This is a genomic window from Pseudodesulfovibrio sp. lm2024 (genome assembly GCF_051175575.1).
GTDB lineage: Bacteria > Desulfobacterota > Desulfovibrionia > Desulfovibrionales > Desulfovibrionaceae > Pseudodesulfovibrio > Pseudodesulfovibrio caledoniensis.
This window is the reverse complement of the sequence record NZ_CP195092.1, coordinates 3,124,872-3,150,236: the sequence shown is the minus strand read 5'-3', so window position 1 is coordinate 3,150,236 and position 25,365 is coordinate 3,124,872. Positions and strand designations below refer to the sequence as shown.

The following is a 25,365-nucleotide window of genomic DNA, read 5'->3' as shown; positions in this document are numbered from 1 at the left end:
GGCATAAGGACAACTGTATGGATTTCCTGGACATTGGTTTGATTGTCGCCTCCGTGGTCTGCGTCGCCTTCCTGGCCCGCAGGCTGGCCGGGTGGCGGACCTGTCCGGACGGGGCGCGTCCCTTCCGGAAGGAGGGGGCGGCCAAGGCGCTCCTGTCCATACTCAAGGCCGTTGTCCTGGATGTCCTGCTGCTCAAGCGCGCGGCCCGTACCGGCCCGTTGCGCTGGCTGGCCCATTGCCTGGTCTTCTTCGGGTTCATGGGGCTGCTCCTGTTCCACGCCATGGGCTCCCTGGTCACGGCCAATCTCTTTTCCGGCTACGAGCCGACGCTCGATCCCTGGCAGTTCCTGCGCGACCTGCTGGGCGGCCTGGTCCTCATCGGCCTAGCCTTGATGGTCGTCCGCCGCCGGCGCGACCGGCGGCTACGGGCGCTCTCCCGGTTCCAGGACTGGGCGCTGCTGCTCGTGGTCGGCGGTATCGTCGGCTCCGGGTTCCTGCTCGAGGCCTCCAAGATCATCTCCCCGGCCATGTTCGACTCCATGGTGGCCGAATACGGCGTCTATACGGGCGGGCCCGAGACCACCGCGCTCCAGGCGGCCTGGGCCGACCGCTTCGGCGTGGTCTTCCCGTCCGACCGGCTGGTCACGCCGGACCGGGTGGAGCAGGGGCTCGAGATCAACGACGAGAGCTGCACGGCCTGCCACAGCGACACGGCCTCGGCCTTCATCTCCAAGCCCCTGGCCTCGGCCCTGACACCCCTGGCCCCGGCCATGAACCGCAGCCGGGCCGACCGCGTCTTCTGGTACGTGCACATCCTTTTCTGTCTGGTCGGGCTGGCGGCCCTGCCGTACGCCAAGTTCCTGCACCCGTTGACCACCCCGGCCAACCTGGCCGTGCGCAAGGGGCGGCGCGACCTGGGCTCGCCCGGCAGCGCCGTGGCCCGAGGCCTGGGCATGGACGCCTGCACCCGCTGCGGCGAGTGCTCCCTGCTCTGCAGCGTGGCACCGTCCTTCACCGTGCTGGGCAACCCGGACATCCTGCCTTCGGAAAAGCTCGCCTCGCTCCGGGCGTTTCGGGACGGTCGATTGTCCGGCCTGGGGCTGGAGCGGTTCGCCGAGGGCAGCCGCATCTGCACCGAATGTTTGCGCTGCACCGACATCTGCCCGGCGGGCATCAACCTGCAGGACCTATGGCTGGCCTCCAAGCCGGACGCGGCCGCGTCCGTGCCGGACCCGAACCAGGCGGTCCGGGCCATGACCGTGGCCGCGCGCAGCGCCATCTGCTGCCGCATCGAGCCCGAGGGGCTGGCCGACAACCGCGAATCGTTCTGGGCCTGCGTGCAGTGCACCACCTGCACCAGCGTCTGCCCGGTGGTGGCGGTCAGCGACGACCCGTCGCGCGACCTGGACCTGCTCCCCCAACAGGTCATGAACCTGCTGCGCATGGGGCTCAAGGACGAGACGCTCGGGGCGCGCATGGTCTGGAGCTGCACCACCTGTTACAAGTGCCAGGAGCATTGCCCGCAGGACATCCGCGTGGCCGACGTGCTCTATGAACTGCGCAACACGGCTGCCGCGCGGCTGCGCCAGGCCGGGGGCGAGGAGGGCTGATGCGCTACGCCTATTTTCCGGGATGCAAGATCCCCCACCACCTGCCCCAGTACGGGGATTCAGTCCGGGCCGTGTGCCGGTCCCTGGACGTGGAACTGGTGGACATCGAATTCAACTGCTGCGGCTACCCGGTGCGCAACGAGAGTGAGCTGGCCTCCGTGTTTTCGGCGGCGCGCAACTTCGCCCTGGCCGAACGGGCCGGGCTGGGGATCATGACCCCTTGCAAATGCTGTTTCGGCAACCTCAAGTACGCGGCCTCGCGCCTTCATGAGAACCCGGTATTGGCGGGTGAAGTGGAGCGGTTGCTGGCCCGCGAGGGGTTGGCCCTGCCAAGCCGCATGGAGGTCCGCCACCTGCTGACCGTGCTGGACCGCGACGTGGGCGCGGACCTGCTGGCCGAGCGGGCGACCCTGCCGCTGTACGGCCTCAAGGTCGCCTGCCATTACGGTTGCCACGCGCTGCGGCCGGGCAAGGTCACCGGGTTCGACGACCCGCTGGCCCCCACCGTGTTCGAGCGGGTGGTCACCGCCCTGGGGGCCGAGACCGTGGACTGGGCGTTGCGCCTGGAGTGCTGCGGCCATCCCCTGCGCGGGCGCGACGAGGTCATCAGCGAATCGCTCATGCGCCGCAAGCTGGAGAGCGCGGACGATGCCGGGGCCCACGTCCTGGCCACGGCCTGCACCTACTGCCAGCTGCAGTTCGACGTGGAGCGGGATCGCCACCCGTTCAAGAGCCCCTGGCGGGCCATGGTCCCTGCCGTGCTCATCAGCCAGCTGGTCGGCGCGGCCCTGGGGTTCGAGGAGGCCCGGCTCGGGCTTTCCCGCAACCGCATCCCCTGGTCCAAATCGGTTTTGTCCAAAGACGTTTCGTGATATGCGGGGGATTCCCCGTACCCTGACCACAAGGAGCAGCAACCATGGCCAAATATGTCGGAGCCGTCGATTCGGGAACCACCAGCAGCCGGTTCATCATCTTTGACGAGCGCGGCCGCATCGTCGGCCAGGACCAGAAGGAGCACCGCCAGATATACCCCAAGCCCGGCTGGGTGGAGCACGACCCCATGGAGATTTGGCGCAACACCGGCGAGGTCATCCGGGGCGCGTTGACCAAGTCCGGGCTCAAGGGCAGCGACCTGGCGGCCATCGGCATCACCAACCAGCGCGAGACCACCGTGGTCTGGGACCGCTGTACGGGCGAGCCGTTCTACAACGCCATTGTCTGGCAGTGCACCCGGACCCACGACATCTGCAAGGGGTTGACCGAGGAGGGCGGCCAGGACCGCTTCCGCGAGGCCACCGGCCTGCCCGTGGCGACCTATTTTTCCGGCCCCAAGATCCGCTGGATTCTCGACAACGTGCCCGAAGCCAAGGCCGCCGCCGAGCGGGGCGACGCTCTGTTCGGGACCATCGAGACCTGGATCATCTGGTGGCTGACCGGCGGGCCCAAGGGCGGGGCGCACGTGACCGACGTGACCAACGCCAGCCGGACCATGCTCATGGATTTGAAGACCCTGGCCTGGGACGAGGAGATCATGAAGATCATGGGCGTGCCCATGAGCGGGCTGGCCCGCATCGTGCCTTCGTCCGACGAAGGGACCTGGGGACCGACCTCGGAGAGCGGCCCCTTGGGGGCGCGCGTGCCGGTCTGCGGCGCGGTGGGCGACCAGCAGGCCGCCCTGGTGGGCCAGACCTGCTTCGCGCCCGGCCAGGCCAAGAACACCTACGGCACCGGTTGCTTCCTGCTCATGCACACCGGGCACGAGCCCATCCAGTCCAAGCACGGGCTGATCACCACCCTGGCCTACCAGTTCTCCAACCGCAAGCCGTCCTACTGCCTGGAAGGGTCCATCGCCATCGCCGGGGCCCTGGTCCAGTGGCTGCGCGACAACCTCAAGATGTTCGAATCCGCGCCCGAGATCGAGGCCCTGGCCGCCAAGGTGGAGGACACGGGCGGATCGTACATCGTGCCCGCCTTTTCCGGCCTGTACGCCCCGTACTGGCGGCCCGACGCGCGCGGCGTCATGGTCGGGCTGACCCGGTACATCAACCGCAACCACATCGCCCGGGCCGTGCTCGAGGCCACGGCCTACCAGACCAAGGACATCGTCGAGGCCATGAACAAGGATTCGGGCGTGGAACTCAAGTCCCTCAAGGCGGACGGCGGCATGGTCTACAACGAGCTGCTCATGCAGTTCCAGTCCGATATCCTGAACGTGCCGGTGGTCCGCCCCAAGGTGGCCGAGACCACCTGCCTGGGCGCGGCCTATGCGGCGGGCATCGCCTCGGGCTTCTGGTCGGGGCGCGAGGAGCTCTACAACAACTGGGAAGAGGACAAGACCTGGCAGCCGAACATGGACGAAAAGGTCCGCGCCGAGAAATACGCCGGGTGGAAAAAGGCCGTGGAACGGACCTACGGCTGGGTGGAGTAACTCAGCGAAGGAAGGCGAGATGGCGAGCGGAGCGAGATCGGCCGGGCGTATCCCCATGCTGGACGTGGCCCGGTTCCTGGGCATGTTCCTGGTTTACTACGGCCATGCCGTGGAGCGGATCATGTATCTCCAGAGCCCGGTGGCCACGGCCCAGTACAAGTTCATCTACTCCTTCCACATGCCGTTCTTCTTCCTGCTGGCCGGGTTTACCCTGGCCCCGGAAAAGGTCAGTTTGCCGGCGGGCCGCTTCCTCAAGCGGCTGGCCGCCTCCCGGCTGGTGCCTTACGTGGTCTTCTCGGCCCTGCTGCTGGGGTTGAGCCTGTTTTTTACCGGGCATTTCCCGCTGCTCGACCTGACCAAGGGGGAGCAGTACCTCAAGGGACTGTGGTACACGCTCCTGGGCTTCCCCCTGTTCAACATCCCCCTGTGGTTCCTGGCCGCCCTGGTCGTGGTGGAAGTCCTCCACTTCGCGGTGGGGCGGTTCCTGGATACCAACCTGAAGATTATCGTGGCCGCCCTGGCCTGCTATGTGGGCGGCTACTACCTGACCCTGCACGTCACGCTCCTGCCCGGCCCGACCTACTGGCTCATCCCGGAGGCCCCGGTGTCCTACGCCTTCTATCTGGTGGGGGTGCTCATGCGCCGGGAGTCCGCGTTCATCGGCGGGCAGCCGCGCTGGCGGTTCCTGGCCGGGGCCGGGCTGTGCCTGCTCGGCGTCATCCTGACCTTCGACCTCAACCAGGGGCCGTTTCGCCTGTTCCAGGCCGTGGTCGTCCTGGTCTCGGGGCACGGCAACGTGCTGCTCTTCCCGCTGACCGCCCTGATCGGCAGCCTGTTCCTGCTGCTTGTGGCCCGCAGCGTCGGGGCCAACCGGTTCCTCATGTTCCTGGGGGAGAACGTGCTCATCCTGTTCTGCCTGAACGGGATATTCTATCACTACTTCAACGGTCCGTTCGCGGACTGGTACGTGCGCACTTTTCCGGACCATTGGGCGGCTGTCACCGCCGTGACCTTCGGGTTCACGGTGCTCTCGCTCGCAGCCTGCCTGCCCGCCATCTGGCTGCTCAAGCGCTACCTGCCGCAACTGGCGGGCAAACCCCGGACAAAGGGGCCGCTGCTGCCGCGCCTGGTGTCGTGAATCGGCTCTACCAACTCTTTTCCAGGATCCCGATCAGTTCGTCGCGGGTCAGCTCCACGGGGTTGCCCCGCATGCTGCTCGCCTTGGCCGCCTGATCGGCCAGCAGGCCGAAGTCCGCGCGCGTAACCCCCAGTTCCCCGAGGGTGGGAATGGACAGGTCTTCGCATAGTTCGCGTACCCAGGCCGCGCCGTCCTCGGCCTCGCAGGCGACGTCCGCCGTCAGCATAACCGCCACCTCCCGGTAGGCGTGCAGGGACGGGGAATCGGGGTCGCGTTCGCGCAGAGCGCGCAAGTTGGCCTCCATGACGTGGGGCAGCAGGGCGGCGCAGACCGCGCCGTGGGGCGCGTGGCTCCTGCCGCCGATGGGCGCGGCGAACCCGTGCACCGCGCCGAGCCCCGCGTTGGCCAGGCAGATGCCGGACAGCAGGGCGGCCAGGGCCATGTCCTCTCTGGCCGACATGTCGGAGCCGTCCTCATAGGCCAGAGGCAGGGCCGTGGCCGCGCGCATGAGCCCCTCCCGGCACAGGGCGTCGGTCATGGGCGTACTCTTGTGGGTGACGAAGGCCTCCATGAGCTGGGTCAGGGCGTCCATGCCCGTGGCCGCCGTGACATGGGGCGGCATGGACGCGGCCAAGTGCGGGTCCACCACGGCCATATCCGCGATCATGTCCGTGGAACGCAGGCTGACCTTGACCCCGTGACTTGGGCTGAGGAGCACGCCGTTGGCCGTGACCTCGGAGCCCGTGCCCGAGGTGGTCGGGGCGGTGATCAGGGGCACGGGCCGCTGCGTCAGCGGCTTTCCTTTACCGACGACCTCCAGATATTCGTAGATGTCGTCCGTGTTGGTGATCAGCGCGGCCACGACCTTGGCCGTGTCCATGACCGAGCCGCCGCCCAACCCGATAACCACGTCGCAGCCCGCCTCGCGGGCCGCCTTGGCGGCGTCCGAAGCCATTTCGGTATCCGGTTCGCCCGAGACCGGGACGACCAGCGGCTCGCACAGGGTTTGCGTCAGCCCGTCCACGAGCCAGCGGGCGCGTTCGGGATCGGAGCCCGTGACCAGGCAGGGGCGGCTGCCCAGGGTTTCGGCCAGCTCCGGGATGCGCTGCGCCGCGCCGGTTGCAAACAGGATGTTCGAGGCCGTGGCAAAGGTGAACTGCATGGGATCTCCGGGTTGAAGTCGGTTGAGAGGGCAGGGTAGCACCGGGCTCTGCCCGATCGCAAGAAAAAGCCCCGGCCCGCAGTCGAGCGGTCCGGGGCATGATTTCGTGATGGAAGCCGAAGACGGGATCAGTCGAGCGCCACGCCCAGGGATTCCCACTGGGCCTTGGCCTCGGCTTCGGCCGCGTCGATGCGCTCGCGGTCCCACGGCTCGATGACCAGGGCCTCGGCCACCAACTGCCAGAGGTATTTCACCTCGAACTTGCGGTCCTGGTAGAACTTGGGGATGCGGCGCATGAGCTGGTCGCGGCAGTTGGAGCAACCCACGACCACCACGTCGGCCCCGCTGTCCTCGATCTGCTGCTGCTTGATCCGGGCGTGCCAGGCCGACTGCTTCTCATAGGGCAGGGGCCACAGGCCGCCGCCCGCGCCGCAGCAGTAGTTCTTCTCCCGGTTGGGGGTCAGCTCCACGAAGTCGTCCACGCACTGTTTCATGATCCAGCGCGGCTCCTCGAAATATCCCTTGCCGAAGGTCCGCTGCAATTCGCGGCCGTGCTTGCAGGAGTCGTGGAAGGTGAACGTGCGGCCCGCGTGCACCGACTTGTCGAGCCGGATGCGGCCGTCCCGGATGATCTCCATGAGGTAGTCGTAGAGGTAGAGGAAATCCACCCGGTTGTCCGGGTTCTCCTCGGCCAGCTTGGCCATGCCCTTGCGCGCGCCGTAGGAGCCGCCGCCGCAGTCGGGCATGATCATCCGCCGGATCTCGTGCTCCTTCATGTACTCGATCTTGCGCCGGGCCAGTTCCTTGTTGCCTTCCTCGTTGCCGGTGAACAGGGCCCAGTCCACGGCCTCCCAGTTCTTGCCGGGCACGGTCCAGTTCTCCCTGGCGGCGTAGAAAATCTTCCACCACCAGAACTGGTCCTCGAAATCGCCGTACACTTCCTTGGAATTGGGGAAGAACAGGGTGTCCGCGCCCTGTTTGTCGATGGGCACGTAAAAACCGGGACACTCCTCCTCGGCCAGCTCGTTGCCCAGGTCGGCCATGGATTCGAAATATTCCTGCTGCGGGATGGCCAGGTTGTTGCCGGTCTCCAGGTTGTTGAGCATGCCCTTGTGCAGGGAGCCCGGCACCTGGTCGCGGGACCGCAGCCCCTTGAGCTTGCCCATGAGCGAGGTGATGTCGATGCCGCCCGGGCAGGCCCCGGTACACCGCCCGCAGCCCGTGCACAGCCATGGGAAGTCCGAGGCCACGACCTCCTCCACCAGCCCGTTGGCCAGCATGCGCATGACCTTGCGCGTATCCAGCCCGCCCAGCCCCGGCGCCCCGGTGGTCGGGCAGACGTTGGCGCAGGTGCCGCATACCAGACAGTTGGCGAAATTGAAGTCGGCCAGAAATTCCAAATCATTGCAGGCCATGGATCGTTGCATCTCGTTTTCCTCGCTCGGTGCGAAAACCCTCGGGCCGAAGGACCGGGAAAAGCCCGGTCCGCCCCAAAGGAAAATCCCCCCTACCTGAGACTTCAAACCAAGTCAAAAGGGTGATTTCCCCGTCGGCCGAAAGGGACGCAATCCCCGGCGGGCGCGGCATCCGGCGGACCGGAGCGGGCGGGCCGTGTCCGGAAAATCAAATTGCGGACCGTTTATCCTTATATATGGCATGTAAGAAGATGCGTATCCGATTTGCCTGGTCCCGTATTCGGCATTTCGGTCCTTCGCGCGCTCTTGGCCCCTTATAGGGCGGCCCGATTCCATGGGTTGATTCGGTGTCGGTCAGCGGGCGCGATGACGGGGGCGCAACGCCGGACCGGAAAGGGAGAAGCGTAGCGTAACTGTTAGGAAAAAGCCTGATGAAAGTCAGTACTTGCGACAGACTATAAACTAATATATCAATGCTATGGTGTTAAATTCGCTTTGCCATATCAAGAACGCAATTTTTGAGTGGAATTGTTATAGATGGGGAGACGCGACGTGAAGCTGGTTATCCAAATCCCTTGTTACAACGAAGAGCATACGCTGCCCGCCACGCTTGCGGACATCCCGCGTGAGATCGAAGGGGTTGACGTCGTGGAGATACTCATTGTCGACGATGGGTCGACGGATGACACGATCCGGGTCGCTCAAGAGCATGGCGTGGATCACATAGTTAAAAATCCGAGGAATTTAGGGCTGGCTCGTTCGTTTAGAAGAGGCTTGGATGCCTGCCTCAAGCTGGGTGCCGACATCATCGTGAACACAGACGGGGACAACCAATACGCCGGGTGGGACATCCCGAAGCTGATCCAGCCGATTCTGGATGGAAATGCGGAACTCGTCGTCGGCGACAGGCAGACGGACAAGGTGGACCATTTTTCCAAACGCAAGAAGCTGCTCCAGCGGTTCGGCAGCAGGGCCGTGGGGAGGCTTGCGGGGGTCGATATACCGGATGCCGTCAGCGGGTTCCGTGCGATCTCGAGGGAAGCGGCGTTGAAGCTCAATATCGTTTCCAGTTTCAGCTACACCACCGAGATGCTCATCCAGGCGGGCAAAAAGCACATGGCCATAGCTTCCGTTCCGGTGGAGACCAACCAAAAGACCCGGGAATCCCGGCTGTTCAAGAGTATTCCCTCCTTCATCCAGAAACAGCTGTCCACCATGGTGCGCATGTACGCGATGTACCAGCCGTTGCGGGTGTGTTTCTACGTCGGCACCATCCTGGGGCTTATCGGGCTGTTTCCGATCGTCCGCTTCATCATTCTGTACGCCACGGGCAATGGGGCCGGGCACATTCAATCTCTCGTCATAGGCGGCGTTTTTCTCGTGCTGGGCTTTATCGCGTATATGTTCGGCATCATAGCCGACATCGTCAACTTCAACAGACACTTGATAGAGATCACGCTGGAAAAGGTAAGAAGGCTCGAGTTGGGGGAAGAAGACGATCTGTGATGTCGCCGGACGTTGTCTTGCGGCTTGGAACTCCTGTTGAAAAGTGGATGACGGTTGGGCGGTGGCGTTGTCCTGCTACGCGCTATGAGGGTTGATGCATGATTCTTGCGAGCAGAGATTTGCACCTTTCAGGAATGAAAAGAGCCCTATACTATGCGATTTCCTTTGTCGGGATAGTCTGGTGCGCATTGTTGATCACCAATGGCACGTTGAATTTCTTCGGAATGGGGAAATACGGCATGGTGTTCAACCATTTTTTCCTGAGCATCATGGACCATAGATTGGATATCGATCCGGCGTGCATAGGCAAGGAGGCCTTCTTCAGCCCGGACGGGCGGGCGTATGCCTACTGGGGGGTATTCCCCGCTTTGCTCAGGGCGCCGTTTCATCCTTTTGTCGATCTGAAAACGGTTCCGGTTTCGAGGATAATCGTTTTCGTCAGCGCGGTGCTGGTGGCCATTGTTTCTCAGAATATCGTGAAAGACATAATGCGGAAAACGGCGGATCAGGCATGGAACGAGTGGCTGATCCTGTCCGCCAATCTACTGATCTGGTTCGCCTCGCCCGTACTGATCCTTTCCTCCAACGGATCGGTGTACCATGAGCCGATAGTCCTGGGGCTGTTGGGTGTGATGCTGTTCATGTGGGTGGTGTTGCGCGGCATATTGCTGCATTCCGAGGCGGCACCGGAGAAAATGAGCCTGCTCGCGCTGATCGCCGGGTGCGTCCTTCACATGCGGTTGACGTTTGCCCTCGCACTGTATTTCGGCGTTTGCCTGTTCTGTCTGCTCCATATCGTGCGGTTGTACCAACAATTAAGAGGCGAGAACGGGCCTTGGAGAAGCTTCTTCAAGGCGCTGCTGTCTCCGAAATACGTTGTGGCCCCCATGTTCATTCTTTTTGTGTTCGGTGCCCTTCTTCTCTTCACGAACTGGGTCAAATGGGGAGACCCCCTCAACCCCGCGCCCCTTGAGGGATACGGCTTCCTTGTCCAGGGGGAAGGATGGTCCGGGCGGCACGCCGCGGTCAAGAAGCTGGGCCGGTTCAACCTGCGCCGCGTTGTTCCCGGATTGGTTTTTCACCTCACCGGCGTCGGGATGGCCGGGCGAGCCTATTCGGTTTATGACGGTCTCACCGGCATGTTCGGCACCGGGGTCATGCGCCTGGAGAACCCCTCACCGCTTTTGCTGATGTGGGGCCCCTGGCTGTTTTCCGGGTTCTACGTCTTTCGGAGGATGCGGAGGAAACTGATCGGGGAGACGGCCGGACAATCCTACTTGGTCCTGGCCCTGACGGTATTGATCCCGGTCATTTTGATCTTGTCGTATCCGACAATAACGGTGAGATATAAGGCTGAATTCTGGCCGTTTCTGTTCCTGGGGTTCTGTGTTTTGTTCGCGGCCAAAGGCCCGGTCCGGTCCGATGGAAAGAACGCTCGTTTCATCGGCTTTTTTGCCGCCTGGAGTGTCTTTTCCGCGTTCGTCTGCGTGGTCCACTCCATACTGTACCGGACAGCATGGGTTTCGCAGTCGAGCGATGGCTGGGTGTGGGATATTGCATTGAACGCCATCAAATCGCTGATTGGAGTGCATTAGCTTCAAGGCCGGGATGATGGCCTTTGTCCAGGGCATGGGCTCTCCGTGGCTTCTGCGGTCGTGCTTTCAAATAAAACAATAGGATTCTAAGATGACGTCAGAAGTGGAGAAGGGATGTAAACGCATCTTGGTTGTGGCTTCCACCTTCCCCAAGTATGAGAATGACCATACGCCTCCCTTTGTCTACGAGTTGTCGAAGCGGCTGGCGGAATCCTTTGATGTGCACGTGTTGGCCCCTTATTCCCGGGGAAGCGCTCCCCGGGAGGAAAAAGACGGCATGCACATTACCCGTTTCAATTTCTGGCCCTTTTCAAATCGGGTGACGGACGGCGCCATACTGCCTTCCTTGAAGAAGAACAAATGGTTCCTGTTCCAGGTGCCGTTCCTGCTGCTTTTCGAGTTGATCGCCATTGCTCGGGCGATCAGGAGCTTGCGTCCCGATTTCATTCATGCCCACTGGGTCATCCCGCAGGGAGTGCTGGCCGTAATGGCCAGGTTCCTGGTCCGAGGCGATTGCGCCATCGTCTGTACAGCGCACGGCAGTGATTTGAATACCTTGCACCCGCTGGACGGGGTAAAGGGCTTCTTTGTGAACAGGTGCGATTGCTTTACCGCCGTCTCGCGTGACCTGGAGGAAAAGATGCTGGATATGGGCGTTCGAGAGGACATCTCCAGGGCCGTCATCCCCATGGGGGCCGACCCGGACCGTTTTCTCAGCGCCGAATCCAAGAATGCCCTGAGGGAAGAACTCGGCTTGCAGGGAACCGTGTTGCTTGCCGTGGGCAGGTTGTGCATGGAAAAGGGGCTTGAATATCTTTTTGAGGCCATGCCGGACCTCGTCGCCCGGCACCCTGAAATCAATCTGGTGATAGTGGGCACCGGTGAGATTGAGGACGATCTGAAAGCATTGGCTTTTGACAGGCTAGGACTTCAATCCCATGTGTCATTTGTGGGCCCGAAACCGAACCGGGAATTGGTGCGGTACTATGCTGCCGCGGACATGCTCCTGGGACCATCGCTCAATGAAGGGGCGCCTGTGGTCTTCACCGAAGCCATGATGAGCGGATGCCTGACGCTCACGAGCGATATCAAGACCATAGACGGCATGATCGAAGACGGTGTCACCGGCTATCGATTCAAGCAAAAGGATCCCGCATCGATTCGAGATTGCGTCGAAAGGGTGCTGGCGAATCCGGAAGAGGCGGACCGGGTCCGGTTGCAGGGCCAGGAATACGCCCGCAGCCATTTCTCCTGGGATGTGTGCGGCGAGAAATACAAGCAGGTTTTCCTGTCTTTGCGGCGACAGGTCGACCGCGCCCCCGGAAAGTCGTAACAATGCAAAGTCCATTCAAAGCGGTTTCCATGCCTTCGCTCAAAAAGATATTCAATATCATCTACATAACGATCGTCCTTCTCTCCTGTGTCTGGTATATCCATGCCAACGCCGACTCGTTGCAAGAGGGCTTGGCCAGACTCGATTTCTATTGGCTTGCCGCGTCCGTCATCCTGTCGGCACCCATTTACATCGGTCTGTTGCTGAATTTCGTGTCCACGCAAAAGGGCGTGGAGCAACCGGCGCGGCCTCTCTCATGGAGCCAGTGGTTCTGCGGTTTCATCTTCGGGCATGTCGGTCGCTATGTCCCGGGCAAGGTGGCGATGATCTTCGGGCGCATCAACTACTTCCAGAAGTTCGGCTTTTCCAAGAAGGCGCTGACCATCAGCACCCTTTATGAGAATCTTTTTTTGGTGATCGTCGCGACCATGCTCGCCTTCCCTTCCCTGGTGGCCGCGCTGCGGAGTGACAAGGATGTGATGCATTACGTTGTAGCGGGCGTTGTTTTCATGGTCATGGCCCTGCTTTTCATCGGTTCGCCCTACTTCGAGAAGTCCTTCCTGGTGGCCCTGAGGATTTTCAAGATGGAGGCCCCTGAAAACTCCCTTTTCCTGACCAAGGGGCAGATATTCAGCGTGCTGCCGTACGCCTTCCTGGTTGCGGTCTCCACCGGCCTGGCCTTGTTCGCCCTGTTGCGGTGCTTTACGCCTCTTCCCTGGACCTTTTACAATGTCTCCATGGTGATCAGCGCGTATTCATTCGCCTCGGCCGCCGGTATCCTGGCTCTCTTCGCGCCGTCCGGCATCGGCGTGCGGGAAGGCGTGGCGGCGTATCTGCTGGGGGGGTGTCTGCATGTGGTCAATCCGGCCCTCATTGTCGTGGCCCTGGTCCTGTTCCGTATCGTTCTCATGGCGGCCGAGTTCCTCATGCTCGGCGCGGCCTGGATGCTGGCCGACAGGTCCGCAGCGGATACGTTCGATTAGCCCCCGCTCAGAACCCTTGACCCTGGTTGCGCCCAAGGTGTCCAGGATGCTCCTCCGGCGTGAACCGGCGTCCGCAAGAAAGCCCTTGTGGAGCACGGATATCTGCGTATCTTCTTGTGAACACTGAATGAAGAGCCGAGAGGTGCAACGATGAGCGAGAAGAACATCCCCTTTCAGACTGTGGACTGGTCCTTGGTTCCGCGAACGGAGCACAAGGGGGAGACCGGCGTCGCCTATTGGCGGACGCTGCACTTCGACGGATTGCGGGTCCGGGTGGTGGAGTACTCGAAAGGGTACAAGGCGGACCACTGGTGCGAGAAGGGGCACATTGTCTACTGCCTGGAGGGCGAGGTGGTCAACGAGCGGCAGGACGGTCCGAGCTCGGTCCTGAAGCCGGGCATGTCCTATATCGTCTCCGACGACCTGAGCTCCCACCGGTCCGTGACCGAGACCGGGGTCAAGCTGCTGATCATCGACGGGGATTTCCTGAAACTGAAATCCTGACCGGCCTCCGGGTGCGCCGCGCTCCGTCACATGGCGTACGCCGCTACCCGCCGTCCCTGAACTCGGCGTCGAGCTCGGCCAGGACCTCGCTCAACACGGCGATGCGGCAGCGGTTGCGGTCCTCGCAATAGCACCCGGGCATGATCGGGGTCGTGAGCCGGTTGATCGAGATCGTCTTCCTGCAGGCGGTCCGGGGCAGGGGGGATGCCGACGCGCATCACCCGGCGGGCTTCATCGCGGCCATGCAGGACAACAACGTGTCCAAGGCGCTGCAGGCCATCCACGGCGATCCCAGTGCGGGCTGGACACTCGAATCCCTGGCCTCGGCCGCGGGCATGTCCCGGGCCCGGTTCGCCGAGCGGTTCGCCAGGTTGGTCGGCGTGCCCCCGATCAACTACCTGGCCCAGTGGCGGCTCATGAAGGGCAGGGCGCTGCTCGCCGAGACCAGCGCCTCCCTGGAGGACATCGCCGTGCGCTGCGGCTACGCCTCGGCCGCGTCTTTCTCCCGCAGGTTCAAGCAGGAATTCGGCGTCGGCCCCGGCGCATACCGCAAAAGCCGATAGCGGAGAGCCGCACCGGCACTTGGGCGCGGGGCATTACTCTCTTGCCCCCGGCTTGAGCCGCTGTCGGGCGGGTCCATTTTCCCCCTCCTCCCTCCCGTTATCTCGAAGGACTCTCATTTCCGAGAGGAGCAGCAATATTTCCGCTCTCCTCCCGGCACATCCGCCACATGAGCACGGTCTGCAGGCCGCTCAGGCCCACGAAATACCAGACCCAGCCGGGCAGGCCGAGGAACAGGGGCGTGTGGTCGGTCCATTGCCAGAAGTCGCAGGCCGCCAGCAGGAGCAGTCCGAAGGCCGCCGCCCATTTGTGGGACGCGGCGGACCATTGCCAGGCGAACCCGGCACCGCTGAGCAGGTGGGCCAGGATGTACGCGCCGAAGGCCACGCCCATGACCGGTATGGCGGGCAGGACGGACATATCGCCGGGACCGGCCAGGGCGAACCAGACCATGGCCGCCTCGCCGGCCAGGATGGAGGCGATGGCGGGCAGGGCGCGGGGGCGATCCAGATACAGGCCGCAGAAGATGGTCGGGAAGAGCACGGCCAGGCCGGTGAAGGTCTGGGTGGCGATCTTGAGGATGCTGCCCGGAGGGTTGATCGCCATGGCGTATCCGGCCGCCGCCAGGCAGCAGACGAAGACGCGGCCCACCGTGGACGAGCCGGTTTTGCCGCCGGTGAAGAAGGGGTACACGTCGCGGGTGAAGATGGACGACAGGGTCAGCAACTGGGAGTCCATGGTCGACATCAGGGCGGCCAGCCCGGCGGTCAGGACCAGCGCGCCCATGAAGTCGCCGCCCACCGAGGTCATGAGCAGGGGAACGATGGCGTCCGCCTCCTTGCCGTGCAGCCCCGGGAAGTCGAGCCGCCCGAGCACGCCGAGGAGCACGGGCATGGCGAAGACCACGGTGCAGATGAGCGGGTAGAGGAGCATGGTCCGTTGCAGCGCCTTCTCGTCCCGAGCCGTGTAGAACCGTTGGAAGAGCTGCGGGAACATGGGGTCGCAGAAGAACCAGAGCAGGATGTAGGACAGCCAGATGCCCGGCCCGAACCGGCCCAGTCCGCCGGGGCGGGAAAACAGCTCGGGATCGGCCTGGAGCGCCTTGCCCATGGCCTGGGCGAATCCGCCGTGGTGTTCGGCGGCCATGACCAGGGCGGCGGCCAGCATGGCGATCATGATCAGCCCCTGGAGGGTGTCGGTCCAGGCCACGGAGCGCAGCCCGCCGCGCAGGGTGTAGGCCAGGATGACCAGGGTGACGATGCCCGCGCCCGCTGCCTGGGGCAGCCCGACCAGCTGGTTGAGCACGTAGCCGCCCGCCATGGGCTGCAGGGCCAGGTAGGGGATGGTGAAGACGACCATGACCAGGGCGAACAGGCCGGACAGCGGGCGGCTGCCGTAGCGGTGTTGGACCAGCTCCGAGGGCGTGACCAGCTCGTGCAGCCTGCCCAGCCGGTTGACCCGCTTGCCGATAAGCCGGAAGGTCAGGGCCATGAATCCGGTGCCGAAGCCCATGATCGGGAAAAAGGCCAGGCCGTGCAGGTAGCCCGCGCCCGAGGCCCCGAACACGGTGAAGGCGCTGAAGTTGGTGGCCGCCATGGAGCCGAGCAGGACGAACAGGCCGAGCCTGCGCCCGGCCAGGAAATACTCGGCGGGCGAGTCCTGGACCCGGCCCCGGATGTACAGCCCCAGCCCGAGCATGGCGATGATGTAGGTGACGAGGACGAGCAGTTTGCCCAGCATGTTGGTTCCCCCTGTTGGTCGTTGGACACAAAAAAAGGCCATCCCGATTTGGTCGGGATGGCCTTTGGCCTGGCATAACCATGAGGAACCCGTGGCGCCGCTCGATCGGTCCATGGCGTTCCTGGCGAGGTGGTTAGGGGAAAAACAGTCCGGCGTCAACCCCGTGGCCTCGGTGCAACGTTCCGCAATGTATCGCGCTCCGGGGCGAAAGCGGAGCGTCCGTCATTGCGGGAGAGTGCATGAGCTCAAGCCGCGCGGATGGCCGGTATTATCGAGGTGTCGACGGGAAAGCCGGGCAACGCGCCCCGGCACCGGGCGTTCTCGGGCCGCGCTCGGGCTTGGGTGTCAGTATGCCTTCACTTCGCTCTTGTGCAGCAGCCGCATGGCGCCGCCCTGCGCGTCGGGGCGGGCCATGAGCACGGGCATGCCGTGGCGGCGGATGAGTTTGATGCGCTCCTGGAGCAGGACCGGGGTGTCGGCGGCCAGGGCGTTGTCCGCCTCGTCCTGCACGTGACGGGCACCACACAGTCGGGCTATCTCGCCTGCGGGCATGGCCGAGCCTTCGGGGCCCAGGTGCATCCAGCCCCGGTAGCGGCCGTCATCGCCGCTCATGCGCAGCCCGACGCCCGCCAGGGCTCCGATCACGCCGTCGCCCGTGCCGCCGTGCTCGGACAGGTGCACGCCGATCTCCTGGGCCAGCCCGTATGCCAGCCCCTTGTTCAACACGGTGCATTTGGCCTCGACGCCGAAGCTGATCAGTCGTTCCCTGGCGGCATGGGGCAGGGTCTCGGGGACCAGACACAGGCCGGGGTCGGAGCCGGGCGCGCCGTTCTGTTCGAGAAAGTTCCGCATGTACCGAATGACCGCATCGGGCTCGGCGCATTCGGTTATCTCCACGCACATGGAGCTGTTGTGCGAGGTGTAGGGCACGTCCTCATGGACGAAAAGCTGGTGGCGGCTGATGGCCGAGAACGAGCCCAGCCCCAGCTCCAGCATCCCGTCGCAGGCCCGTTCGGCCAGCCAGCCGGTCCCCTTGGTCTCCAGATTGTCGGTATCGTCGATGCACAGATAGTAACGCATGCGGGCCTCTCGGTTATCCACCGGTTTCGGGGGAGCGGGCTCCCGGCCGTGAGTTGACGGGTGACGGACGGCGGACGGACCGCCGACCACAAATTCGCCTATTATGCTCTATCTAACATGTCAACAGCATCGAAGCCGGTGATGATTCGGCACCGGCTCCGGGGTGGAGGATCGCGCGGGAATTGCACCCCGGCCGCACATGCTGTAGGACCATCCTTCCGCCCGGCGCGCCGGGCCGCAACGACAACAGACGAGGAAACGAGATGGGCAAGCATATAATCGAAGAGGCGTCGCGCTGCCTGCAGTGCAAGAAACCGTTGTGCAGCAAGGGCTGCCCCGTATCGACCCCGGCCAATCTGATGGTCGAGGCCCTGCTCGAGGGCGACATGCGCAAGGCGGGGGCCATGCTCTTCGAGAACAACCCGCTGACCTCGGTCTGTTCGCTCATCTGCCCGCACGAGAACTTCTGCGAAGGGCACTGCATTCTGGGCAGGAAAAGCGCGCCGGTGCAGGTCAGCAGCATCGAGCAGTACATTTCCCGCTACTACCTGGAGCAGTTCCAGCCCGAGCGCCCGGTCAACGAAAATAACGACAAGCGCATCGCCATCGTCGGTTCCGGCCCGGCCGGGATCACCGTGGCCTTCATCCTGGCCCGGCAGGGGTTCGACGTGACCCTGTTCGAGTCCAAGGAGAGGATCGGCGGCGTGCTCCAATACGGCATCCCGGACTTCCGTCTGCCCAAGGACATCCTGGAGAAGCTCAAGGAAAAGCTCATGGGACTGGGCGTGAAGATTCGGCCCAACACGCTCATCGGGCCGGTCATCGGCATCGACGACCTGTTCCGCGATGAGTACCGGGCGGTCTTCATCGGCACCGGCGTGTGGAACCCGAGGCCGCTTCGGCTCAAGGGCGAGACCCTGGGCCACGTGCACTACGCCATCCACTACCTCAAGAACCCCTCGGTCTACAGCCTGGGCCGCAAGGTCGCGGTCATCGGCGCGGGCAACGTGGCCATGGACGTGGCTCGGACCGCCCTGCGCAAGGGCGCCCGCGAGGTCACCGTGCTCTATCGCCGGGGCGAGGGCGACATGTCCGCCACCCAATACGAGTACGAGTACGCCAAGGTCGACGGGGTCCGCTTCCAGTTCTACACCTCTCCCGAGGAGATCAACGACCGGGGCGTGGTCTGCGTGGAGACGCAACTTGTGGAAGGCGACGACGGCCGGGCGCGCGTGGTTCCGGTGGAGGGTTCGGAGTTCCTGTTCGAGGCCGACTCGGTCTTCATCGCGGTCAGCCAGGCCCCGCGCTCCAACCTGGTCGGCCTGGAGGTGGGCAAGACCGGCCTGATCATTACCGACGAGGACGGCCGGACCACCCGCGAGGGCGTGTTCGCCTCGGGCGACGTGGTCACCGGGGCCAAGACCGTGGCCGAGGCCGTCTCCCGCTCCAAGCGCTCGGCCCGGGCCATCATGGACTACGTGGCCGGGTTGGACGGCTGATTTCGGGCACTTGGCGGCGCACCGTGCGCCGGGGCAGCGACGCAAGCGGATTTCGTGCGAAAGCGTGTCATCCGTCAGGCGAAGTTCTCCCGGTCCGGGCATGAAAAGTCTTTTCTTGCGGGGCTTGCCAGCGGCATGGATCAAATACATACTCTCCATAGAGGGAAGTAATCCAGCCACAAAAGGAGCAACGATATGTGCAAGGACTGCGGTTGCAATCACGGCAAGGGAAAGGCCCATACGCACGCCCATGGCGGCCAGGACGCGCACCAGCACGAGCATGAGCACGAACACGCCCACGTGCACGAGCATACCCACGAGGACGGCACCACCCATACCCATGAGCACTGCCACGTGCACAGCCACGGCCACAGCCATGGGCACAGCCACGGGGCCGAGGGCGAACACACCCATGGACACGGTGCGCACAGCCATGACGCGGACCACGCCCACGACGGCGGCGACGGCCACGGGCACAGCCACGACTAGGCGCAAACGGTATAGCGAACGATTTCTCCACGGCCATGGGGCCGCGCGGCAGAGGCCCGGAAGGCAGACTTCCGGGCCTTTTGCGTGGGCGGCGGCCTGAGGTCGCGGCGGTGAACGAGTGCCGCTTCCCCTTTGCATTTGCTCGGCCGATGGGCCAAAACAGGGGGACGCACAATCGGAGGGCGACATGACCGAGGATATACAACGGCTGGCTGCGGGGTTGGAAGCAAGGCTCATCGAACGGCGGCGCGATCTGCACCGCTGTGCCGAGACCGCCTGGACGGAATTTCGGACCGCGTCCATGGTCGCGGCCGCGCTCTCGGCCGCCGGGTATGAGGTCCGGTTGGGCGGGGACACGGTGTGCCGCGAGTCCATGCTCGGCGTGCCTTCTCAAGACGAGCTCGCGGCCCACATGGAGCGCGCCGTGACCCAGGGCGGCGACCCGGACCTGATCGAGCGCATGCGCGGCGGCCTGACCGGAGTGGTCGGGGAGCTTGTCTGCGGCGAGGGCCCGGTGGTGGCCCTGCGTTTCGACATGGACGCCAACGACCTGGACGAGGCGTGCGACGACGGCCACCGCCCCTGGCGAGAAGGGTTCGCCTCGATCAACCCCGGTGCCATGCACGCCTGCGGGCACGACGGCCACGTGGCCATGGGGTTGGGCGTGGCCGAGCTCCTGGCCGGGCTCAGGGACCGGCTTCACGGTACGGTCCGGCTGATCTTCCAGCCCGGCGAGGAGGGCGTGCGCGGCGCCGTGCCCATGGTCGACGCCGGGGCGCTTGACGGGGTGGATTATCTCCTGGGCGGGCATATCGGGTTCCGCGCCCCCCGGACCGGGCAGCTGGTCTGCGGCGTGGGCGGATTTTTGGCGACAACCAAGTTCGACGCCACCTTCACCGGGGTGGCGGCCCACGCCGGGGCGGCCCCGGAACAGGGGCGCAACGCCCTGCTGGCAGCGGCCAGCGCGGCCCTGAACCTACACGCCATACCGCGCCACGGGCAGGGCGCTTCCCGGATTTCCGTGGGCGTGCTCAACGCGGGCCAGGGGCGCAATGTCGTGCCCCCGAACGCGCTGATCAAGGGAGAGACGCGCGGCGCGACCACCGCGATCAACGACTTCACGTTTGAGCGCGCCCGTGAGGTCCTGGCCGGGGCCGCGCGGATGTACGGGGTGGACCTCACCCTGGCCGAAGTCGGGCGCAGCGTGAGCGGGCGGAGCGACCCGGAGCTGGCGGCGGTGGTCCGGCGGGCGGCCGAGGCCATGGACTTTTTCGATCCCGCCGCGATCCTCGACAGCCTGGACCTGCGCGGCAGCGAGGACTTCGCCCTGATGCTGGCCGAGGTCCAGCGGCGGGGCGGGCTGGGCACCTACCTCATGCTCGGCAGCGACCTGGCCGCCGGGCATCACAACGCGCGCTTCGATTTCGACGAGCGTTGCCTGGCTCCGGGCGCGGCCCTGTTCGCCCACTGCGTCCTCGGCTGCATGGGAATGCCCAAGCGGGTCTAGTCCGCGCAACATGTGATATTTGCACAATATCGGGCAATCGGCTCCCTTGGTCTGACAATGTTGTCAGCGGGCAGGGCCGTCCGTCTCCTCCGGGCCGCGCAGCCCGGGCGGGCGGAAAGGACGGCAATTCCCTTGTCTCGGGCGGGCCGGACGGGGTATGGTGGGACGGATCGGGCCGGGCCGGGGACTGTTCCCGGAAAGTGGAACGGTTTTCGCAAATCGAAACAAGCCGTTCGAGCCCCTGGCCTCCTCAACCTAACCCTGAACACCGTGCCGCCATGTATGCCATTACCATAGACAGCGTGACCCGAGAGTACGCGGACCTGCGCACCCTGTTGGCCGCGGCCTCCGCGCCCAAGTCCGGGGACGAACTGGCCGGGATCGGGGCGCGTTCGGCCCATGAACGGGCCGTGGCCCAGCTCTGCCTGGCCGAGGCCCCGCTGTCCGCCTTCCCGGAGGACCTGGTCATCCCCTACGAGGACGACGCCGTGACCCGGCTGATCGTCGACACCCTGGACCGCGAGGCCTTCAAGCCCGTGGCCGGGCTGACCGTGGGCGGGTTCCGCGACTGGCTGCTCTCGGCCGAGGCCGACGGGGAGGCGCTCACGGCCCTGGCTCCGGGGCTCATGCCCGAGATGGCCGCCGCCGTGTCCAAGCTCATGCGCGTCCAGGACCTCATTCACGTGGCCTCCAAGGTCCGCGTTGTCACCCGGTTCAGGACCACGGTAGGGTTGCCCGGCACCCTGGCCGCTCGGTTGCAGCCCAACCATCCGACCGACGACCCGGCGGGCATCGTGGCCTCGGTCTTCGACGGGCTCATGTACGGCAGCGGCGACGCCTGCATCGGCATCAACCCGGCCACGGACAGCACGGCCTCGGCCATGCGGCTCATGGAGCTGCTCGACCGTCTGCGCCGGGAGTACGACATCCCCACCCAATCCTGCGTGCTGACCCATGTGACCAACACCATCCAGGCCGTGGAGCGGGGCGCGCCCGTGGACCTGGTCTTCCAGTCCATCGGCGGCACCGAGGGCGTAAACAAGAGCTTCGGCGTGACCCTGGACATTCTGCGGGAAGGGCTCGAGGCCGGGCGGTCGCTTAAACGCGGCACCGTGGGCGACAACGTCATGTATTTCGAGACCGGCCAGGGGTCGGCCCTGTCCGCCGGGGCGCACTGCGGGGTGGACCAGCAGACCCTGGAGGCGCGCGCCTACGGCGTGGCCCGGCGCTTTGAGCCGTTCCTGCTCAATTCCGTGGTCGGCTTCATCGGTCCGGAGTATCTCTACGACGAAAAGCAGATCGTCCGGGCCGGGCTGGAGGACCATTTCTGCGGCAAGCTGCTCGGCGTGCCCATGGGCACGGACGTCTGTTACACCAACCACGCCGAGGCGGACCAGGACTCCATGGACACCCTGCTGACCCTGCTCGGCGTGGCCGGATGCAATTTCATCATGGGCGTGCCCGGCGCGGACGACATCATGCTCAATTACCAGTCCACCTCCTTCCACGACGCCCTGTACGCCCGCCGCCAGCTCGGCCTTTCCCCGGCCCCGGAGTTCGCGGCCTGGCTGGAGCGCACCGGCGTGTTCCAGGATGGCCGGCTCAAGGCCCCGAAGCATTCCCTGCACATCCCCGACAAGGAGCGGTTCCGTGGCCTGTCCTCGTAAATCCGTGCATCCCGTCGGTGACGCGAAGCCTGACGACCTTGTGGCCGAGGATTTCTGGGCCGGGCTGCGGTCCTGGACCGACGCGCGCATCGCTTTGGGCCGGGCCGGGGTCAGCCAGCGCACCCGCGACGTGCTCGCCTTCCAGCTGGACCACGCCCGGGCGCGGGACGCGGTGCATCAGGTCCTGGACCGCGAGGCCGCCTTCGGGGAAATCGAATATCTGGAGGTGGAAAGCCGGGCCCCGGACCGGACGGTGTTCCTGCGGCGGCCCGATCTCGGGCGGCTGCTCACCCCGGAGAGCGAGGCCATGTTGGCCGCCCGCGCGGGCGACGGTTTCGACGTGGCCTTCACGGTCTCGGCCGGATTGTCGTCCACGGCCGTGGAAAAGAATTTCGCGCCCTTCTGGCGGGCGTTCGCGCCCGCGCTGGACGGGCTCGGCCTGAAGGCGGCACCGCCGTGCTTCGCCGAGCAGGGCAGGGTGGCCCTGGGGGACCGCGTGGCGTTGGCGCTCGGGGCGCGCATGGCCGTGGTCCTCATCGGCGAGCGGCCCGGTTTGAGCTCCCCGGACAGCATGGGCATTTATATGACATACGGCCCGAAATCTGATACGACGGACGAAGCCCGGAACTGCATCTCCAACATCCGGCCCGCCGGGCTGGGGTACGCGGAGGCCGTCCGGACCCTGTGCGCGCTCATGCGCGAGGCGTTCAGGCGGGGGGTGTCGGGCGTGGCCCTGAAGGTGGACGACGCCCTGGCGCTTGCGCCGGGCGAGGAGGCCGGGCGGCTGACCGAGTAGGTGACGTTTCCGCAACATGTCTGATAACGTAAGGTGTTTGTAACAATGCGTTATTGCGCAACGGACCGGATAAATGTAACAAGCGTTTGAATTTAACCCACTACGTGCAAACGGAGACGATGATGAAACGGATTTTCGTGCTTTTCATGCTGGCTATGTTCGCCTTCGCCGGTACGGCGCAGGCCGAGACCCTGAAACTCTTGACCTGGAAGGGATACGCCCCCCAGAAGCTGATCGAGCAGTTTGAAAAGGAGACCGGCATCAAGGTCGAGGTGACCTTCTCCAACAACGAGGAGATGATCGCCAAGTTGCGCGCCACCCGAGGCGCCGGGTTCGACCTGGCCCAGCCCTCCCAGGACCGCATTTCCTCTGTCCAGGAGAAATTCCACATCTACCAGGCCCTGGACTACTCCAAGATCGAAGCGCCCCTGTTCATCCCGTCCATGCTCGAGGCGGTCAAGAAGAACACCCTGGTGGACGGCAAGTCCTACGCCGTGCCGTTCTGCTGGGGCACCTCCGGCCTGATCATCAACAGCGACAAGGCCCCGGGCGTGGACTCCTTCAAGGCGCTCCTCGATCCCAAGTTCAAGGGCCGCGTGAGCTACCGCCTGAAGCGCCCGACCCTGATCGCCATGGGCTTCGCGCTGGGCTATGACCCGTTCGCCCTGTACAGCGACGTCGAAGGCTACAAGGCCATGCTCGACAAGATCGCCGAAACCCTGATCGAGGCCAAGCCCATCGTCCAGAACTACTGGGCCAACGGCGACGCCCTGCTCGAGTCCATGCGCTCCGGCGAGGTCTTCGTGGCCATGGCCTGGGACGCGGGCGGATGGAAGCTGCACACCGAGAATCCGGCCATCGACTTCAAGGCCCCCAAGGAAGGCGCGCTGGGCTGGATCGACACCTTCGCCATCCCGGCCAAGGCCGAGAACGTGGACGCCGCCTACAAGTGGATCAACTTCATCATGAAGCCCGAGAACTGCGGCTACTTCTCCTCCCAGGAAAAGTACGCCACCGCGTCCAAGGACGCCCTCAAGTTCACGGACAAGGCCGTGGCCGACAACTTCGCCCGTTCCTTCCCGCAGGAGACCATCGACAACATCAAGTGGTATCCGCCGGTTCCGGCCAAGCTGGAAAGCATCGAAGGCAAAGTCCTGGACAAGATCAAGGCCGCCAACTAATCTGACCCGGCCAACGACAATGGCACGGGGCGGGGAGCCGAGGAGGCTCCCCGCCTCATTCCGTACCTCAGCAGTTGTAAATATATGCCCAACGATCTTTCCGTACGAGCCCTGGTGAAGCGTTTCGGCGATTTCACCGCAGTTGACGACGTGACCTTCGATGTTCCCGACGGGTCCTTTTTTTCCATTCTCGGTCCGTCCGGCTGCGGCAAGACCACGCTCTTGCGCATGATCGCCGGATTCGAGACCCAGACCTCGGGCACCATCGAGATCCGGGGCCGGGACATGCTCGGCGTGCCGCCCAACCAGCGGCCCGTGAACCTCGTGTTCCAGCACCTGGCCCTGTTCCCCATGATGGACGTGGCCGAGAACGTGGCCTTCGGCCTGAAGCGGCGCGGCGTGGCCGGGGCCGAGATCAGGAAGAAGACCGAGGCCATCCTGGAACGGGTCGGGCTGCCCGGATTCGGGGGCAAGCGCATCGACCAGTTGTCCGGCGGACAGAAGCAGCGCGTGGCCATCGCCCGCTGTCTGGTCCTGGAGCCGTCGGTGCTCCTTCTGGACGAGCCGTTGGGCGCGCTGGACCTGAAGCTGCGCGAGCAGATGAAGGTGGAGCTCAAGAAGCTCCAGGCCAAGGTGGGCACGACCTTCATCTACATCACCCACGACCAGTCCGAGGCCTTGGTCATGTCCGACCGCGTGGCGGTCATGAACAAGGGGCGGTTCGAACAGGTGGGCACGCCCCAGGAGCTCTACGGCCAGCCCGAGACCCCGTTCGTGGCCCAGTTCGTGGGCGACAACAACCGCTGGAGCGGGACCGTCTCCCAGGCCCTGGACAGCGGCGAGGTGATCCTCACGACCGACGAGGGGTACTCCTTCCGCACCCTGGCGCACACTTCCTGCGCGGGCGCACAAAGGGTGGACCTATTTCTGCGGCCCGAGGCCATGCGCATCGAGCCCCGTGAGAGCGAGGGGCTGAACACCTTCGACGTGACCGTCAAGTCCATCCTCTTCGACGGGGCCAACAGCCGTCTGCTCACGGTCACCAAGGAGGACCGCGAGCTGATCGTCACCCTGCCCCAGAACCGCAAGTTCGACCACATCCGGCCCGGTGACGCCATCAACGTGGGCTGGCACCCGGAGTCCGGCATCTGTTTCCGGGCGGAGGATTGAT

The 25,365-nt window shown here is 64.5% G+C and carries 21 protein-coding genes; 17 read left to right on the top strand and 4 right to left on the bottom strand.

Annotated elements, in window-relative coordinates; genetic code table 11:
- Positions 1-17 precede the first annotated feature (17 nt).
- Genes ACR42D_RS14705 through ACR42D_RS14690 form a run of 4 tightly spaced genes read left to right on the top strand, consistent with a single transcriptional unit; the run spans position 18 to position 5,176 of the window.
- Positions 18-1,610, top strand: a complete 1,593-nt coding sequence (locus tag ACR42D_RS14705; protein WP_484567543.1) for a 4Fe-4S dicluster domain-containing protein — start codon at positions 18-20, stop codon at positions 1,608-1,610.
- Entirely contained in the window at positions 1,610-2,482 is an 873-nt protein-coding gene (locus ACR42D_RS14700) for a CoB--CoM heterodisulfide reductase iron-sulfur subunit B family protein (protein WP_484567542.1), read from the top strand. The genes ACR42D_RS14705 and ACR42D_RS14700 overlap by 1 nt, the downstream gene beginning before the upstream one ends.
- A 44-nt stretch (positions 2,483-2,526) precedes the next feature.
- Positions 2,527-4,038: a glycerol kinase GlpK gene (gene glpK, locus ACR42D_RS14695; protein ID WP_484567541.1), complete on the top strand. Its 1,512-nt coding sequence runs from the start codon at positions 2,527-2,529 to the stop codon at positions 4,036-4,038.
- A 19-nt stretch (positions 4,039-4,057) separates the two neighbouring features.
- Complete coding sequence (locus tag ACR42D_RS14690; protein ID WP_484567540.1) at positions 4,058-5,176, top strand: acyltransferase family protein; 1,119 nt, start codon at positions 4,058-4,060, stop codon at positions 5,174-5,176.
- A 7-nt stretch (positions 5,177-5,183) separates the two neighbouring features.
- Here ACR42D_RS14690 and ACR42D_RS14685 read toward each other — a convergent pair whose 3' ends face one another.
- Positions 5,184-6,338: an iron-containing alcohol dehydrogenase gene (locus tag ACR42D_RS14685; RefSeq protein ID WP_484567539.1), complete on the bottom strand. Its 1,155-nt coding sequence runs from the start codon at positions 6,336-6,338 to the stop codon at positions 5,184-5,186.
- Between the two features lie 128 nt (positions 6,339-6,466).
- Entirely contained in the window at positions 6,467-7,765 is a 1,299-nt protein-coding gene (locus tag ACR42D_RS14680) for a (Fe-S)-binding protein (protein ID WP_484567538.1), read from the bottom strand.
- A gap of 540 nt (positions 7,766-8,305) precedes the next feature.
- On the opposite strand from ACR42D_RS14680, the gene ACR42D_RS14675 reads away from it, so the two are divergent.
- From ACR42D_RS14675 to ACR42D_RS14650, 6 genes are all read left to right on the top strand, one after another.
- Positions 8,306-9,259, top strand: coding sequence for a glycosyltransferase family 2 protein (locus ACR42D_RS14675; RefSeq protein ID WP_484567537.1), 954 nt, complete (start codon positions 8,306-8,308; stop codon positions 9,257-9,259).
- 98 nt (positions 9,260-9,357) lie between these two features.
- Positions 9,358-10,854, top strand: coding sequence for a hypothetical protein (locus ACR42D_RS14670; protein ID WP_484567536.1), 1,497 nt, complete (start codon positions 9,358-9,360; stop codon positions 10,852-10,854).
- Positions 10,855-10,945: 91 nt separating this feature from the next.
- On the top strand, positions 10,946-12,187 hold the full coding sequence (locus ACR42D_RS14665; protein ID WP_484567535.1) for a glycosyltransferase: 1,242 nt from the start codon (positions 10,946-10,948) through the stop codon (positions 12,185-12,187).
- A gap of 29 nt (positions 12,188-12,216) precedes the next feature.
- Positions 12,217-13,170, top strand: a complete 954-nt coding sequence (locus ACR42D_RS14660) for a hypothetical protein (protein WP_484567534.1) — start codon at positions 12,217-12,219, stop codon at positions 13,168-13,170.
- A gap of 150 nt (positions 13,171-13,320) precedes the next feature.
- Entirely contained in the window at positions 13,321-13,674 is a 354-nt protein-coding gene (locus ACR42D_RS14655; protein ID WP_484567533.1) for a DHCW motif cupin fold protein, read from the top strand.
- Between the two features lie 140 nt (positions 13,675-13,814).
- Positions 13,815-14,237, top strand: a complete 423-nt coding sequence (locus ACR42D_RS14650; RefSeq protein WP_484567532.1) for a helix-turn-helix transcriptional regulator — start codon at positions 13,815-13,817, stop codon at positions 14,235-14,237.
- Between the two features lie 97 nt (positions 14,238-14,334).
- Here the strand turns inward: ACR42D_RS14650 and ACR42D_RS14645 are convergent, their stop codons facing one another.
- Positions 14,335-15,975: a sodium:solute symporter family protein gene (locus tag ACR42D_RS14645; RefSeq protein ID WP_484567531.1), complete on the bottom strand. Its 1,641-nt coding sequence runs from the start codon at positions 15,973-15,975 to the stop codon at positions 14,335-14,337.
- A 345-nt stretch (positions 15,976-16,320) separates the two neighbouring features.
- On the bottom strand, positions 16,321-17,055 hold the full coding sequence (locus ACR42D_RS14640) for a hypothetical protein (protein WP_484567530.1): 735 nt from the start codon (positions 17,053-17,055) through the stop codon (positions 16,321-16,323).
- A 263-nt stretch (positions 17,056-17,318) separates the two neighbouring features.
- On the opposite strand from ACR42D_RS14640, the gene ACR42D_RS14635 reads away from it, so the two are divergent.
- From ACR42D_RS14635 to ACR42D_RS14605, 7 genes are all read left to right on the top strand, one after another.
- Complete coding sequence (locus ACR42D_RS14635; protein WP_484567529.1) at positions 17,319-18,554, top strand: NAD(P)-dependent oxidoreductase; 1,236 nt, start codon at positions 17,319-17,321, stop codon at positions 18,552-18,554.
- A gap of 195 nt (positions 18,555-18,749) precedes the next feature.
- Positions 18,750-19,043: a hypothetical protein gene (locus tag ACR42D_RS14630; protein WP_484567528.1), complete on the top strand. Its 294-nt coding sequence runs from the start codon at positions 18,750-18,752 to the stop codon at positions 19,041-19,043.
- Positions 19,044-19,230: 187 nt separating this feature from the next.
- The gene (locus ACR42D_RS14625; protein WP_484567527.1) at positions 19,231-20,550 is read left to right on the top strand and encodes an amidohydrolase; all 1,320 of its coding nucleotides are present in this window, start codon (positions 19,231-19,233) and stop codon (positions 20,548-20,550) included.
- Positions 20,551-20,828: 278 nt separating this feature from the next.
- Positions 20,829-22,217 (top strand): ethanolamine ammonia-lyase subunit EutB, encoded by a 1,389-nt coding sequence (locus tag ACR42D_RS14620; protein ID WP_484567526.1) that lies wholly within the window; start codon positions 20,829-20,831, stop codon positions 22,215-22,217.
- Entirely contained in the window at positions 22,201-23,013 is an 813-nt protein-coding gene (eutC, locus tag ACR42D_RS14615) for an ethanolamine ammonia-lyase subunit EutC (protein WP_484567525.1), read from the top strand. The genes ACR42D_RS14620 and eutC overlap by 17 nt, the downstream gene beginning before the upstream one ends.
- 122 nt (positions 23,014-23,135) lie before the next feature.
- Positions 23,136-24,194 carry an extracellular solute-binding protein gene (locus tag ACR42D_RS14610; protein ID WP_484567524.1) on the top strand — a complete coding sequence of 353 codons (1,059 nt, stop codon included), beginning with the start codon at positions 23,136-23,138 and terminating at the stop codon, positions 24,192-24,194.
- Positions 24,195-24,278: 84 nt separating this feature from the next.
- The gene (locus ACR42D_RS14605) at positions 24,279-25,364 is read left to right on the top strand and encodes an ABC transporter ATP-binding protein (protein WP_484567523.1); all 1,086 of its coding nucleotides are present in this window, start codon (positions 24,279-24,281) and stop codon (positions 25,362-25,364) included.
- Position 25,365 lies beyond the last annotated feature (1 nt).

Coding starts and splice junctions, on each gene's coding strand:
- ACR42D_RS14705 (WP_484567543.1), top strand. CDS start 18: ATGGATTTCCTGGACATTGGTTTGATTGTCGCCTCCGTGGTCTGCGTC.
- ACR42D_RS14700 (WP_484567542.1), top strand. CDS start 1,610: ATGCGCTACGCCTATTTTCCGGGATGCAAGATCCCCCACCACCTGCCC.
- glpK (WP_484567541.1), top strand. CDS start 2,527: ATGGCCAAATATGTCGGAGCCGTCGATTCGGGAACCACCAGCAGCCGG.
- ACR42D_RS14690 (WP_484567540.1), top strand. CDS start 4,058: ATGGCGAGCGGAGCGAGATCGGCCGGGCGTATCCCCATGCTGGACGTG.
- ACR42D_RS14685 (WP_484567539.1), bottom strand. CDS start 6,338: ATGCAGTTCACCTTTGCCACGGCCTCGAACATCCTGTTTGCAACCGGC.
- ACR42D_RS14680 (WP_484567538.1), bottom strand. CDS start 7,765: ATGCAACGATCCATGGCCTGCAATGATTTGGAATTTCTGGCCGACTTC.
- ACR42D_RS14670 (WP_484567536.1), top strand. CDS start 9,358: ATGATTCTTGCGAGCAGAGATTTGCACCTTTCAGGAATGAAAAGAGCC.
- ACR42D_RS14665 (WP_484567535.1), top strand. CDS start 10,946: ATGACGTCAGAAGTGGAGAAGGGATGTAAACGCATCTTGGTTGTGGCT.
- ACR42D_RS14660 (WP_484567534.1), top strand. CDS start 12,217: ATGCCTTCGCTCAAAAAGATATTCAATATCATCTACATAACGATCGTC.
- ACR42D_RS14655 (WP_484567533.1), top strand. CDS start 13,321: ATGAGCGAGAAGAACATCCCCTTTCAGACTGTGGACTGGTCCTTGGTT.
- ACR42D_RS14650 (WP_484567532.1), top strand. CDS start 13,815: ATGATCGGGGTCGTGAGCCGGTTGATCGAGATCGTCTTCCTGCAGGCG.
- ACR42D_RS14645 (WP_484567531.1), bottom strand. CDS start 15,975: ATGCTGGGCAAACTGCTCGTCCTCGTCACCTACATCATCGCCATGCTC.
- ACR42D_RS14640 (WP_484567530.1), bottom strand. CDS start 17,055: ATGCGTTACTATCTGTGCATCGACGATACCGACAATCTGGAGACCAAG.
- ACR42D_RS14635 (WP_484567529.1), top strand. CDS start 17,319: ATGGGCAAGCATATAATCGAAGAGGCGTCGCGCTGCCTGCAGTGCAAG.
- ACR42D_RS14630 (WP_484567528.1), top strand. CDS start 18,750: ATGTGCAAGGACTGCGGTTGCAATCACGGCAAGGGAAAGGCCCATACG.
- ACR42D_RS14625 (WP_484567527.1), top strand. CDS start 19,231: ATGACCGAGGATATACAACGGCTGGCTGCGGGGTTGGAAGCAAGGCTC.
- ACR42D_RS14620 (WP_484567526.1), top strand. CDS start 20,829: ATGTATGCCATTACCATAGACAGCGTGACCCGAGAGTACGCGGACCTG.
- ACR42D_RS14610 (WP_484567524.1), top strand. CDS start 23,136: ATGAAACGGATTTTCGTGCTTTTCATGCTGGCTATGTTCGCCTTCGCC.
- ACR42D_RS14605 (WP_484567523.1), top strand. CDS start 24,279: ATGCCCAACGATCTTTCCGTACGAGCCCTGGTGAAGCGTTTCGGCGAT.